Source organism: Bradyrhizobium sp. 21 (genome assembly GCF_023073335.1).
Classification (GTDB): domain Bacteria; phylum Pseudomonadota; class Alphaproteobacteria; order Rhizobiales; family Xanthobacteraceae; genus Bradyrhizobium.
Window position 1 is genome coordinate 293,985 of sequence record NZ_JADPJG010000003.1, and the last position, 12,324, is coordinate 306,308.

Annotated in this window: 12 protein-coding genes; 6 read left to right on the forward strand and 6 right to left on the reverse strand. The window is 64.5% G+C overall.

What is annotated here, in order from left to right:
* The first annotated feature begins 143 nt into the window (after positions 1-143).
* Positions 144-1,895, forward strand: a complete 1,752-nt coding sequence (locus tag IVB31_RS06455) for a DUF459 domain-containing protein (RefSeq protein WP_247319973.1) — start codon at positions 144-146, stop codon at positions 1,893-1,895.
* Positions 1,896-2,060: 165 nt separating this feature from the next.
* On the opposite strand, the gene IVB31_RS06460 is transcribed toward IVB31_RS06455, so the two are convergent.
* Positions 2,061-2,429: a CsbD family protein gene (locus IVB31_RS06460; protein WP_247319975.1), complete on the reverse strand. Its 369-nt coding sequence runs from the start codon at positions 2,427-2,429 to the stop codon at positions 2,061-2,063.
* A 72-nt stretch (positions 2,430-2,501) separates the two neighbouring features.
* Positions 2,502-3,239 carry an SDR family oxidoreductase gene (locus IVB31_RS06465; RefSeq protein ID WP_247319977.1) on the reverse strand — a complete coding sequence of 246 codons (738 nt, stop codon included), beginning with the start codon at positions 3,237-3,239 and terminating at the stop codon, positions 2,502-2,504.
* A 97-nt stretch (positions 3,240-3,336) separates the two neighbouring features.
* On the opposite strand from IVB31_RS06465, the gene IVB31_RS06470 reads away from it, so the two are divergent.
* Together IVB31_RS06470 and IVB31_RS06475 are read left to right on the forward strand one after the other, a co-directional pair.
* Positions 3,337-4,116 carry an SDR family NAD(P)-dependent oxidoreductase gene (locus tag IVB31_RS06470; protein WP_247319979.1) on the forward strand — a complete coding sequence of 260 codons (780 nt, stop codon included), beginning with the start codon at positions 3,337-3,339 and terminating at the stop codon, positions 4,114-4,116.
* Positions 4,117-4,228: 112 nt separating this feature from the next.
* On the forward strand, positions 4,229-5,116 hold the full coding sequence (locus IVB31_RS06475; RefSeq protein ID WP_247319981.1) for a TauD/TfdA family dioxygenase: 888 nt from the start codon (positions 4,229-4,231) through the stop codon (positions 5,114-5,116).
* Between the two features lie 176 nt (positions 5,117-5,292).
* Here IVB31_RS06475 and IVB31_RS06480 read toward each other — a convergent pair whose 3' ends face one another.
* Complete coding sequence (locus IVB31_RS06480; RefSeq protein ID WP_247319983.1) at positions 5,293-5,937, reverse strand: YqgE/AlgH family protein; 645 nt, start codon at positions 5,935-5,937, stop codon at positions 5,293-5,295.
* A 157-nt stretch (positions 5,938-6,094) separates the two neighbouring features.
* On the opposite strand from IVB31_RS06480, the gene IVB31_RS06485 reads away from it, so the two are divergent.
* The 3 genes from IVB31_RS06485 (at position 6,095) to IVB31_RS06495 (ending at position 9,578) form a co-directional block, all read left to right on the forward strand.
* A complete protein-coding gene (locus tag IVB31_RS06485; protein ID WP_247319985.1) occupies positions 6,095-6,934 on the forward strand; it encodes a protein-disulfide reductase DsbD domain-containing protein in 840 nt (279 codons plus the stop codon).
* A gap of 262 nt (positions 6,935-7,196) precedes the next feature.
* Complete coding sequence (locus IVB31_RS06490; RefSeq protein ID WP_247319986.1) at positions 7,197-8,555, forward strand: flippase; 1,359 nt, start codon at positions 7,197-7,199, stop codon at positions 8,553-8,555.
* A gap of 198 nt (positions 8,556-8,753) precedes the next feature.
* The gene (locus IVB31_RS06495; RefSeq protein ID WP_247319997.1) at positions 8,754-9,578 is read left to right on the forward strand and encodes a sulfite exporter TauE/SafE family protein; all 825 of its coding nucleotides are present in this window, start codon (positions 8,754-8,756) and stop codon (positions 9,576-9,578) included.
* A 134-nt stretch (positions 9,579-9,712) separates the two neighbouring features.
* Here the strand turns inward: IVB31_RS06495 and IVB31_RS06500 are convergent, their stop codons facing one another.
* The 3 genes from IVB31_RS06500 to IVB31_RS06510 all read right to left on the reverse strand — a co-directional run bounded on the left by IVB31_RS06500 (position 9,713) and on the right by IVB31_RS06510 (position 12,261).
* Positions 9,713-10,501: a 3-hydroxybutyrate dehydrogenase gene (locus IVB31_RS06500; protein WP_106941870.1), complete on the reverse strand. Its 789-nt coding sequence runs from the start codon at positions 10,499-10,501 to the stop codon at positions 9,713-9,715.
* Positions 10,502-10,503: 2 nt separating this feature from the next.
* The gene (locus IVB31_RS06505; protein WP_247319999.1) at positions 10,504-11,679 is read right to left on the reverse strand and encodes a patatin-like phospholipase family protein; all 1,176 of its coding nucleotides are present in this window, start codon (positions 11,677-11,679) and stop codon (positions 10,504-10,506) included.
* Between the two features lie 78 nt (positions 11,680-11,757).
* Positions 11,758-12,261: a CAP domain-containing protein gene (locus tag IVB31_RS06510; RefSeq protein ID WP_247320010.1), complete on the reverse strand. Its 504-nt coding sequence runs from the start codon at positions 12,259-12,261 to the stop codon at positions 11,758-11,760.
* Positions 12,262-12,324: the final 63 nt, after the last annotated feature.

Here is a 12,324-nt window from a genome sequence, read left to right on the forward strand (position 1 = left end):
GCAGCCTTGACGGGGACGGCTGTTCCCCGTGTATGGGTCCGAGAATCTGCAAGAGAATCTGAAAGAGAATCTGCCCGTTTGGCGCCTGATTCCGTTATTATATTGAGCTACTCCCGATCCCCCTTGCGCGTGCCCGAGATCGCATGTCGAAGCCCAGGCCCCAGTTCAAGTCTTTCTTCAAGGCGCTGACCGAGACCGGCCCGTTGATCGCGCTGGGGACGGCGCTTGCTATACTGGTCTCGATTGCGGGACCAGCCTCGGCGCAGTTCTTCAACTTCCCCGGCTTTGGCGGCCCGCCGCAGCGCCAGGCCCCGCCGCCGCCACGAGGTGGCGGTGACCGTGGCGGATGGTTTGGCGGCGACTTCTTCGCGCCGTTCCAGCAGCAACAGCAGCAGGCGCCGCGCCAGGATTTTTCGCGCGCGCCGGCGCCGGCCAAGCGCGACGCCACGCCTGACAAGAACGTGCTGGTGATCGGCGACGCCATGGCCGACTGGCTCGCCTACGGCCTGGAAGACGCCTACACCGAGCAGCCCGACATGGGCGTGATCCGCAAGCACAAGACCACCTCGGGCCTGATCAAATACCAGCCCAAGGGCGAACCCTCGGACTGGACGGCTGCTGCCAAGGGCATCCTCGAAACCGAGAAGCCCGACGTCATCGTCGTCATGCTCGGCCTCAACGACCGCATCGCGATCCGCGAGGCGGCAGCACCCGATAAATCGGACAAGGCCACGGACAAGGACAAGAAGAACGACAAGGGCGCGCGCGCCAAGCCGCCAGGAAAGCCGGGTGACGCCAAGCCTGGTGACACCAAGACCGGTGAAGCCAAACCTGGTGACAGCAAGCCCGGCGACACCGCCGCGAAGCCGGACGACAAGCCGGCCGATGCAGACCTGCCGCAGGATGATGCCGACAACGCCGACACGCCGCAGGTCGCCGCTCCGGAGAAGACCGCGCGCAACCCGAACGGCCTCTACGAATTCCGTGACGAGCGCTGGGTCGAGCTCTACGGCAAGAAGATCGAGGAGCTGGCCAACGTGCTCAAGAGCAAGGGCGTGCCGGTGCTCTGGGTCGGGCTGCCCGCGATCCGCGGTCCCAAGGGCACGGCGGATATGCTGTTCCTGGATTCGCTCTATCGCGAAGGCGCGGCCAAGGCCGGCATCACCTATGTCGACGTCTGGGACGGCTTTGTCGACGAGGCCGGCCGCTTCCTGCAGAAGGGGCCGGATTTCGAAGGCCAGATCCGTCAGCTCCGCAGCTATGACGGTGTCTATTTCACCAAACCCGGCGCCCGCAAGCTCGCCCACTATGTCGAGCGCGAGATCACGCGCCTGCTCGCCGGACGCTCCGGCCCGATCGCACTGCCGAGCGAACCGGCGACCCCCGACACCAGTGCCGAGCCCGGCAAGCCCGCGCCGCGGCCGCTGGCCGGCCCGATCGTGCCGCTGGTTGCGGCCTCGATCTCGACCGATCAATTGCTGGGCGGACCGGGCTCGCGTCCCGCCGCCGTCGATGCGCTCGCAGCAAAGACGATGGTGAAGGGTGAGCCACTGGCGGCTCCTGCCGGCCGTGCCGACGATTATGCCTGGCCGCGCCGCGAAGTCGGCCGCGAGCAGGCCAAGGGCGATACGCCGATGGCTGCGACGTCGCCCGATGGTGGGACGCCGGGCGCAGCCGCGGCGATCGCGCCGCCCAAACTCGCGCCGAAGAAGCCGCCGGTGCAGCAACAGCCTGCACAGGCGACGCCGTCGATGCGTGACTTCTTCGGCTTCGGCTCTCCGCAAGCACCGCCGCGTCAATTGGCGCCGGCACCGGGGCCACGCAATCCAGCTCAAAACCCCGCGATCCCGCGCCCCCCGGGCAGCGTCGGACGGTCGGCGGAAGTAGCCCGATAATCTACTGGGCCGAAATTACTGAGCTGAGGTCTCGTGTCCCGGACGCGGCGCGATGCGCCGCAGAGCCGGGCCTCCGCTCTTAACCCACAAAAAAAGCCCCGGCTCGGCAATGCGGCGCTTCACGCCGCATTGCGTCCGGGGCACATCGAACAGAGTTATGACTCCTCAATAACGCCAGCGCGGCGGCGGACGGCGCGAAGGCCGCGCCATCAACAGCGCGAGGGCAAAGCCGATGCCGCCGGCGACCAGCAGCGCGCCGAGCGGATTGTCCTGCACCTTCTGGGCAATCGCCTGCGAGCCGTCGCGCAAGGTTTCGGTCGGCTTGTCATAGGCGTCCTTGGCATAGCTGGCCGCCGTGTCCGTGGCGTCACGTACGGCATCCTTGGCCTGGCCGTAGAGATTCTGCACGGTGCCTGCGGCTTCCCGCGCCTTGCCCGACGCCTGTGTCTGCGCATCGCCTGCGAGATCACCGACAGCGCCTTCCGCGCGTCCGGCGAATTCCTTGGCCGATCCGACAATCCGATCTTTATCCATGATGCTCCTCCTCGGGGTCCGCCCAAGTAACCGATCAGAAGCGGTGCGGTTCCATCTCCCTTGAAATAGGACTCAGAGAATAAGCCCGCCGTCGACGACCAGTGTCTGGCCAATGATGTAGGACGACAGCGGCGATGCCAGGAACAGCGCCGCGCCCGCCATGTCAGCCGGCGTGCCCAATCGCCGCAGCGGAATGCGCGACAATGCATCTTCAAGGCGCTTGGGATTGTCGGTCGTCACCTTTGTCATCTTGGTGTCGACCAGACCGGGCGCGATGCCGTTGACACGGATGCCATCTTCGGCCCAGGCCTCGCCCAGCGTCCGCGTCAATCCGACCGCGCCGGTTTTCGACGCGTTGTAGGCGGGATTGCCCATGGTGGAATGATAGGCCGCGGTTGAGGACACCATGATCAGCGCGCCCTTGGTATCTCGCAACATGGAATGAAACCGCGTGGCGCAGGCCATCAGGCTCATCAGATTGACCTCGACGACCTTGCGAAAGCCAGCCATCTCGAACTCGCCGCGGCGATAGAGCACCGCGCCTTGCGCAAGCACCAGCACGTCGAGCCGTTCGAAGGTCGGCTTGAAGGATTCGATCGCACCAGCGTTGCTGACATCGAGCTCCGAATAAGAGAGCCCCGTGAGATCGGAACCCTCCTCCGGAGAATATTCCTTGGCGTGAGCACGCGTGCCGCAAACTGCAACGTGCGCGCCTTTCGCGCGAAAGGCTTGCGCAATGCCATTGCCGATGCCGCTGGAGCCGCCGACGACCAGCACCTGCTTGCCCGTGAAATCCAGCTCGCTCGCCATCGCGGCCTCCCCTTTTGTTTGCTTGTTTGACCTGTCTGCGGATCGATGCCAGCCTTGTCAATCATAACAAGAAGCAAGCAGGGCGCGAGGAAACAGCATGTCCGACTTCAAACAGCTCAGCCGGTCCGTGAAGGGCCTGACCGTTCTCGTCACCGGCGCGGCCAGCGGCATGGGTCGCGCGACGGCGCGCGTGTTCGCGACCGAAGGCGCGCACGTCGCCGCCACCGATCACGACGAGCAAGGCGCGCATGCGGTTGCCAAGGAGATCGCGGCGAGCGGAGGTTCGGCGAAAGCGTGGAAGCTCGACGTGGCCGACGCCGGCGAGATCAAGCGCGTGGTCGGCGACGTCGCGACCCATTTCGGCGGGCTCGATATCATCGTCAACAATGCCGGCATCTCCGTGCGCGTCGCGATCGACGACGAGGCTTATGAGGACGCATGGACCAGGGCAATCGCGGTGATGCTGACGGCGCATCCGCGCATCATCCGTGCCGCGTTGCCTCACTTACGCAAGTCGAAGAGCCCGCGCATCGTCAACATCGCTTCGACCGAGGCGCTCGGCGCCACCGCATTGCACAGCCCCTATTCGGCGGCAAAGGGTGGCGTCGCCAGCCTCACCCGCTCGCTCGCGGTGGAGCTCGGCCGCGAAGGCATCACCGTCAATTGCATCTGCCCGGGTCCGATCCGTACCGCAATCACCGACCGCATCTCGGAGGAGCACAAGACGATCTACGCCAAGCGCCGCACCGCATTGGGCCGCTATGGCGATCCCGAGGAGGTCGCGCACATGACGCTGAGCCTGTGCCTGCCGGCAGCGTCCTTTCTCACCGGCGCCGTGATCCCGGTCGATGGCGGCCTGATGGCGCGCAACGCGTGATAGGCTGACGCTTAAGAGGTATGCGCGCCGAGCGTTGACATCGGCCTGCGCGGGAGTAACTTTTTCCCCGACAGAGCGGGACCAACCGCTCGCGGTATGCGGGAGAAACACCATGACGATCGCCATCCGGCAGCTTCAGACCCATTTTGTCGGCGAGGTTTCCGGCCTCGACCTGCGAAAGCCTCTCACGCCGGATGAGGCGCGCGACGTCGAGGCCGCCATGGACAAATATGCGGTGCTGGTCTTCCACGACCAGGACATCACCGATGAGCAGCAGATGGCTTTTGCGCTGAATTTCGGCCAGCGCGAGGACGCACGCGGCGGCACCGTGACGAAAGAGAAGGACTACCGGCTGCAGTCCGGACTGAACGACGTCTCCAATCTCGGCAAGGACGGCAGACCGCTGGCGAAAGACAGCCGCGCGCATCTGTTCAACCTCGGCAATTGCCTGTGGCATTCCGACAGTTCGTTCCGCCCCATTCCGGCGAAATTCTCGCTGCTGTCCGCCCGGGTGCTCAACCCGAAGGGCGGCAACACCGAATTCGCCGACATGCGCGCCGCCTATGACGCGCTCGACGACGACACCAAGGCGGAGATCGAGGATCTCGTCTGCGAGCACTCGCTGATGTATTCGCGGGGATCGCTCGGCTTCACCGAATATACCGACGACGAGAAGCAGATGTTCAAGCCGGTGCTGCAACGTCTCGTGCGCACCCATCCCGTCCATCGCCGCAAATCGCTCTATCTCTCATCGCATGCCGGCAAGATCGTCGGCATGAGCGTGCCCGAGGGCCGGCTGCTGCTGCGCGATCTCAACGAGCACGCGACGCAGGCCGAGTTCGTCTACGTCCACAAATGGAAGCTGCATGACCTCGTGATGTGGGACAACCGCCAGACCATGCACCGCGTCCGCCGCTACGACCAGTCGCAGCCCCGCGACATGCGCCGCGCGACGGTGGCGGGGACGGAGCCGACGGTGCAGCAGCAGGCGGCGGAATAGGATCCACTGGGCGGAGCACAGCGCTACTCAGCAACCGGTGTCATCGCCCGGCTTGACCGGGCGATCCAGTACGCCGAGGCGGTTGTGAAAAAGCCGATAGGCCGCGGCGTACTTGATGCCCCGGTCAAGCCGGGGCATGACAGCGGTGGGTGGGGCGCATACAGCGGAGAACAGAGCTACGCGTGGCCCGCCTCGTTCGAGAGCATGCCGGGATCGATGCCGATCTTGCGCAATGCGCGGCCGTATTTTTCATCGACGTCGTCGCCGAAGATCAAATCCGAATCCGCATCGCAATGCAGCCAGCCATTGCTCTGGATTTCGGTCTCGAGCTGGCCCGGCGCCCAGCCGGCATAGCCGAGCGCGAGGATGGCGTGCTTGGGGCCGGAGCCGTTGGCGATCGCCCGCAGGATGTCGACGGTCGCGGTGAGGCAGACGCCGTCGTCGATCCGGAGCGTCGCGTTCTCGATGTAGAAATCGCTGGAGTGCAGCACGAAGCCGCGGCCGGTGTCGACGGGACCGCCACGCAGCACCTTCATGCTTTCGGCATTCTCCGGCAGCTTGATGTGCTCGCCCTTCTGGATGATGCCGAGCTGCTGCAACAGTTCGGGGAAGTCGATGCTGCCGGCCGGGTGGTTGACGATGATGCCCATGGCGCCTTCGGCGGAGTGGGCGCAGAGATAGATCACCGAGCGCTCGAAGCGCTCATCGCCCATCACGGGCATCGCGATCAGGAGCTGGCCGTCGAGGTAACCCGTCGAACTGGGGAGCGCGGGGCCGGGATTGCGGGTGCTTTCGCCCGTCCTCTTGCCTGTGGGAGCCATCGGTGAAGCACTCCGGTTTCAATTCCTATCCTGATGTCGGGCCGCGCCGCTGTCAAATCAAGGCTTGCGAGGTCAAGACTTGCAGGGACATGATTCAAGTGCATCCATCACAAGCAATTCAATGGTTTGCCCAGGGGTGACCCTGTAAAGACGTACCATGCTGACAAGAGTTCCCCTGCATGCGGCGATTGGCGTCGCGACAACCCTGCTTGCGTCGTCGCTGGCGTTTGCAGCCCGCGCCGACGACGCATCGCCCTGGCAGCGCGACGGACATTCCGCGGTGCGGTTGCTCGCGGGATCGCGCAGCGGCGCCGTCCTGCTCGGCGGTATCGCCTTCCAGATCCAGCCCGGCTGGAAAACCTATTGGCGCATGCCGGGCGATTCCGGCGTTCCGCCACGCTTCGATTTCTCGAAGTCGGACAATGTCGAAGCGGTGACGGTGATGTGGCCGGCGCCGCTGAAATTCGACGACGGCGCGGGCGGCCATTCGATCGGCTATCACGACCAGATCGTGCTGCCCTTGCGCATCGTCGCCAAGGCGGCCGACAAGCCGGTGACGCTGCGCGCCGAGATCAATTACGCGGTGTGCGAAAAGCTCTGCATTCCTGTCGAGGCCAGCGCCGAGCTCGGCTTCAACAGCGTCGCCTCGACCGAGGACGCCAATCTGCGTGCAGCGCTCGACACCGTGCCCAAGCCCGCCAATATCGGCGATCCCAACCCGCTCACCATCCGCGACGTCAAGCGTGACGGGCCCAGGAATGTGGTGGTGGACGTGGTTGTGCCTGACAGCCGCAACGTCAATTTGTTCGTGGAAGGGCCGACGCTCGATTGGTCGCTCCCGATCCCTGCGCCGGTCGAGCACAGCCCGGCCGGCGTGAAGCGATTTTCGTTCGAGCTCGACGGATTGCCGCCGGGCGCCAAGCCCGACGGCGCAGCGCTGAAGTTCACGCTGGTCGGGCCGGAGAAGTCGTACGAGTTCAATACGAATTTGGAGTGATCTCTCCCCGGTCGTCCCGGCGAAGGCCGGGACCCATAACCACGGGAGAGGTTTGACGAAAACAGGTAGTTATTCATCAGATGGCGGTACTGCCATCGAACTGTCTCCGATAGATCACGCGGTATGGGTCCCGGCCTTCGCCGGGACGACAGCGTGGTTGGGGTTGCAACACACTCCACCCAACCGAATCTTAACGAATGGTTGCTAATCCCGAGCGCTCCCGCTGCATGCGGAACGCCCCGGGGATTTCGAATTGGCCGTGATGGATGCAGAACCCGCAACGACCGGACCTGCCGGCCTGATCGCGCGGCTGCGCGAAAGATTGACGGGCGGGTCGAGCGAAGCATCGCTGACGCGGCGGCTGGCCGGCACCATCTTCATCATTCGCGTCATCAGCGCCGGCCTCGCCTATGTCTCGCAGGTCCTGCTGGCGCGCTGGATGGGCACGTCCGACTACGGCATCTATGTCTATGTCTGGACCTGGGTGCTGCTGCTCGGCAGCATGATGGACTTTGGTATCTCGGCCTCCGCACAAAAAATCATTCCGGAGTACCGCACCAGTGGCGATCATGCGCTGCTGCGCGGCTTTCTCTCCGGCAGCCGCTGGCTGGTCTTTGCGGTGTCCGCGCTGGTGTCGCTCGGCCTTGCCGGTATCGTCACATTACTGGCGCCCTGGATCGATCCGGCCGAGGTGCTGCCGCTCTATATTGGCTGCATGACGCTGCCCGCTTTCGTCGTCGCCAACACCCAGGACGGCATCGCACGCTCGCATGACTGGATGCAGCTCGGCCTGATGCCGCAGTTCATCATCCGCCAGGCGCTGATCATCGGCATCACGGCCGGCGCCTTCCTGCTCGGCTATCATCTCGGCGCCGTTGCCGCGATGGTCGCGAGCGCCGGCGCGGTGTGGATCGCGATGACCGGGCAGATGGTGGTGCTGAACCGCAAGCTTGCCGACCACATCGAGCCCGGCCCCAAGGCCTATGACATCGGCGGCTGGCTCGCCGTGTCGCTCCCGATCCTGCTGGTCGAAAGCTTCTACCTGTTGCTGTCCTACACCGACGTGCTGGTGCTGCAGCAGTTCCGCCCCTCCGACGAGGTCGGCGTCTATTTCGCCGTGGTGAAGACGCTGGCGCTGGTCTCCTTCATCCACTACGCGATGTCGGCGACGACCGCGCATCGCTTCGCCGAATACAACGCGCTCGGCGACAAGGCGCGCCTGTCGGCTTACGTGGCGCATGCCATCAACTGGACGTTCTGGCCGTCGCTGGCGGCGACCATCGTGCTGCTTGCGCTCGGCAAGCCGCTGCTCTGGCTGTTCGGGCCGCAATTCACGGTCGGCTACGACATCATGTTCGTCGCCGCGATCGGCCTCGTGGTGCGCTCCGCGATCGGCCCGGTCGAGCGCCTGCTCAACATGCTCGGCCAGCAGAAGATCTGCGCGCTGGCCTATGCGCTGGCCTTCGTGATGAACCTGGTGCTTTGCATCGCGCTGGTGCCGCGCTACGGCGGCCACGGGGCCGCCGCCGCGACCTCGATCTCGCTCTGCTTCGAGACGGTGCTGCTGTTCTGGATCGTGCGACAGCGCCTCGGCCTGCACGTGCTGGCGTTTGGGAAATAGGCGCTTCACACCCGCCTTTCGCATGCGGCTCTCGGGGAACGACCGTTTCGCAGCAGGCCCGGGAACAAAGCGAAATGCCCACCTTTCGTCGACATGCAGCACGATTTTTCTTATTGCTCCCAAGCTGTTGCATTCCAGGGAAATTTTATTCTACGTCGTATTGCCCAACTGACGAGATAAACCTAAGATTCCCTGGACATGATCGATCCACTCTACGTCGCCTCCGGTTTCGGCGTCGGCCTGCTGGTCGGAATGACCGGCGTCGGCGGCGGCTCGTTGATGACGCCGCTGCTGATCCTGCTGTTCGGCATTCATCCCTCGACCGCGGTCGGCACCGACCTGCTCTATGCCGCCGCCACCAAGACCGGCGGCAGCGTGGTGCATGGCTGGTCGCGCAGCGTGCACTGGCCGGCGGTGCTGCGGCTCGCCTGCGGCAGCCTTCCGGCGAGCGCGCTGACGCTGCTCGTGCTGTGGAAGCTCGACCTCAAGAGTGATTCCGAGCGCAATCTCGTCAACCTAGTGCTCTGCTTCGCACTGCTGCTGACTGCCACTTCGCTGATTTTCCGCAGATCGCTCATGGAGCGCTATCGCCGGCGCCTGGAGCAGGTCGATGACCGCACCACCGCGATCGCGACGGTCGTCACCGGAATCGTGCTCGGCGTGCTGGTCTCGATTTCATCGGTCGGCGCCGGCGCGGTCGGCGTCACCGTTCTGCTGCTGCTCTATCCGCGCCTGCCGGTGGTGACCATCGTCGGCTCCGACATCGCCCATGCCGTCCCGCTGACGCTGATCGCCGGAATGGGGCACTGGGCGCTTGGCGACGTCGATTGGGCGCTGATGGGCGTGCTGCTGTTGGGCTCGCTGCCCGGCATCGTCGTCGGCAGCTTCAGCGCGACGCGCGTGCCCGAGACGGTGCTGCGCCTGACACTTGCCTGCGTGCTGTTCGTGGTCGCCGGCAAGATCCTGTTCGCGGAGCTGCACCTGTCCTCGGCATTCGAGACGGCGCTGGCCTGGACGCGCTGAACGAAAATGGCGCTCCATTCTCGCTGTCATCGCCCGGCTTGACCGGGCGATCCAGTACGCCGAGACGACTGTGATTGAATCGATAGGCCGCGGCGTACTGGATGCCCCGCCTTCGCGGGGCATGACACAGTGCGTTACTCCGCGGTCCAGCCGCCGTCGATCGAGAGATTGGTGCCGGTGATCTGCGCGGCGTCGTCGCCGCACAGGAACAGCGCGAGGGCTGCGACCTGCTCGGAGGTGACGAACTCCTTGGTCGGCTGCGCGTCGAGCAGCACGTCGTTGATGACCTGCTCGCGCGTGAGATTGCGGGCCTTCATGGTGTCGGGGATCTGCTTCTCCACCAGCGGCGTCCAGACATAGCCGGGACTGATGCAGTTGCAGGTGATCTTGCTGGTCGCGACCTCCAGCGCCACGGTCTTGGTCAGGCCGGCGATGCCGTGCTTGGCCGACACATAGGCCGACTTGAAGGGCGAGGCGACCAGCGAGTGCGCCGACGCCGTGTTGATGATGCGGCCCCAGCCCTTCTTCTTCATGCCGGGGACAGCGGCGCGAATGGCATGGAAGGCCGAGGACAGGTTGATCGCGATGATCTGGTCCCATTTCTCCGGCGGGAATTCCTCGATCGGCGAGACGAATTGGATGCCGGCATTGTTGACGAGGATGTCGACCGAACCAAAACTCTTCTCGCCGAGCGCGATCATCCCGGCGATCTCGGCCGGCTTGGTCATGTCGGCGGGCGAATAGACCGCCTTCACGCCGAAATCGGATTCGATCTTGGCGCGCTCCTTCTCGATGTCCTCCGGCGATCCGAAGCCGTTGATGACGACATTGGCGCCGGCGGCGGCGAAGGCGCGCGCGTAAGCGAGCCCGATGCCGCTGGTCGACCCGGTCACGACGGCGTTCTTGCCTGACAGACTACCCATATTTATTCGCTCCTTGTTGGCGGGGGCGCGGTGACGTCCCCCGTGAGATCGTAGGTGACCATGGTCTCGCCGGATTGCGGCCGCTCGAGCCAGTCCTTGTGGCGCATCGACAGATGCACGTCGCGCACGCCGGCTTCCCAATGCTCGACCATGGCGACATGCGAGAAGTCGTAGTCCTTGGACGAGGATTCGTAGTTCTTGCTGCGGTAGATCAAGTGCACGACGGTAACAGTGCTTTCGCGCGATACCTTCGCAAGAAATTCCACGGACGGGTCGTTCTTGAGATAATCGGGCAATTTCGAAATCAGGTCGCGCACGGCCCTGCGGGCGTTGTGCACCTGCTTGTTCTTGTCGGTGTTCATCCGCGTACGGCTGGAGAAGCGGATGTCCTTCTCGCGCTCGGTCGCCTCGAGCAGCGAGGTCGGCAGATCGCCGCGGGCGCTGAACAGGTCGATCTGGAAGATCAGGAGGTCGCGGTCGACCTCGGCGTCCAGCACGTAGTCGAGCGGGGTGTTGGAGGCGATGCCGCCGTCCCAATAATGCTCACCGTCGATGACGACGGACGGAAACCCCGGCGGCAGCGCGCCGGAGGCCATGATGTGCTCCGGGCCGATTTTCTTGCCGAGCTTCCTGAACTCGAAATTGTCGAAATATTTGAAGTTGCCGGAGGTGACGCCGACCGCGCCGACCGAAAGGCGTGTCTTCAAATCGTTGATACGGTCGAAATCGACCAGCCGCTCCAGCGTCTTCTTCAGCGGCGCGGTGTCGTAATAGCTCTCGGCCTGCGGGCTGCCCGGCGGCCAGAGCGGCGCGGGCGGAATGCGCGGTGTGAAGAAGCCGGGCACGCCGAAGGTCGCGATCAATGCGGCACTGGTCGAATTGAACAGCTCGCGGCTGTGATCGCTCTTGCCGATCGGCTTCCACGGCACCGGCGCGGAGACCATCTCCCAGAATTCCTTGAGCCGTTTGACGCGCGTCTGCCCTTCATTGCCGGCGATGATCGCGGCGTTGACCGCGCCGATCGAGATACCGGCGACCCATTCCGGCTCGAAGCCGGCGTGGCACAGCGACTGATAGGCGCCGGCCTGATAGGAGCCGAGTGCGCCGCCGCCCTGGAGAACCAGGACGCGTTGCGCATTCGCGGGGACTGTTGCGACTTCGGGGCTATGATTGGTCATGCAGGAACAATAGCAAAAGGCGAGCCACCGTGGCGAAAGTTTCGCCGCGGGGTCAATGCATCCCGGATCAAGTCTGGCTTATCGGGGGTCCGTCGAGGCCAGGATCATGGTCCAGAACACCTTGTATTTGGTGCCGGGAGCATAGCCCGCCGCTATGCCCAATTTTGTGACACCGCTCTTGAGCATGTTGGCGCGATGCGGGGGCGAGTCGCGCCAGCCGGAAAACGCTTCCGCCAGCGTATGATAGCCGGCCGAGACGTTTTCGACCGCAACGGTCGCCGGATAGCCGCCGGCGCTGAGGCGCTTGGCCAAGGGCGCGCGGACGTCATGATCCATCTTGTTGGCCGCAGCCATGGCCTGGGACTGGGATTCGGCGAGCCGCATCAGATCGGGGTCGATCACGACGGTGCCAAGCGCGTTGTTCTGGCGGTATTGCGAGATCATGATCGCGGCCGCCTGCGCGTCGAGCTTGGCGCCCGGGACGGACATGTCGGCATACATGGTCGGCTGCTGGACCGGCGCTTCGTTGCCCGCACAGCCGGCAAGAAGCAAAGTGATGGATATCGCGGCCACAGCGCGCATGAACAGGAGCCCCCAAATCAGGGGCCGTTGTTGCATACCAACCGTGGCTGAAAGGTGAATATT

Bases quoted from the DNA above. Each gene is read 5' to 3' on its own strand.
- IVB31_RS06455 (WP_247319973.1), top strand. From the start codon at position 144: ATGTCGAAGCCCAGGCCCCAGTTCAAGTCTTTCTTCAAGGCGCTGACC.
- IVB31_RS06460 (WP_247319975.1), bottom strand. From the start codon at position 2,429: ATGGATAAAGATCGGATTGTCGGATCGGCCAAGGAATTCGCCGGACGC.
- IVB31_RS06465 (WP_247319977.1), bottom strand. From the start codon at position 3,239: ATGGCGAGCGAGCTGGATTTCACGGGCAAGCAGGTGCTGGTCGTCGGC.
- IVB31_RS06470 (WP_247319979.1), top strand. From the start codon at position 3,337: ATGTCCGACTTCAAACAGCTCAGCCGGTCCGTGAAGGGCCTGACCGTT.
- IVB31_RS06475 (WP_247319981.1), top strand. From the start codon at position 4,229: ATGACGATCGCCATCCGGCAGCTTCAGACCCATTTTGTCGGCGAGGTT.
- IVB31_RS06480 (WP_247319983.1), bottom strand. From the start codon at position 5,937: ATGGCTCCCACAGGCAAGAGGACGGGCGAAAGCACCCGCAATCCCGGC.
- IVB31_RS06485 (WP_247319985.1), top strand. From the start codon at position 6,095: ATGCTGACAAGAGTTCCCCTGCATGCGGCGATTGGCGTCGCGACAACC.
- IVB31_RS06490 (WP_247319986.1), top strand. From the start codon at position 7,197: ATGGATGCAGAACCCGCAACGACCGGACCTGCCGGCCTGATCGCGCGG.
- IVB31_RS06495 (WP_247319997.1), top strand. From the start codon at position 8,754: ATGATCGATCCACTCTACGTCGCCTCCGGTTTCGGCGTCGGCCTGCTG.
- IVB31_RS06500 (WP_106941870.1), bottom strand. From the start codon at position 10,501: ATGGGTAGTCTGTCAGGCAAGAACGCCGTCGTGACCGGGTCGACCAGC.
- IVB31_RS06505 (WP_247319999.1), bottom strand. From the start codon at position 11,679: ATGACCAATCATAGCCCCGAAGTCGCAACAGTCCCCGCGAATGCGCAA.
- IVB31_RS06510 (WP_247320010.1), bottom strand. From the start codon at position 12,261: ATGCGCGCTGTGGCCGCGATATCCATCACTTTGCTTCTTGCCGGCTGT.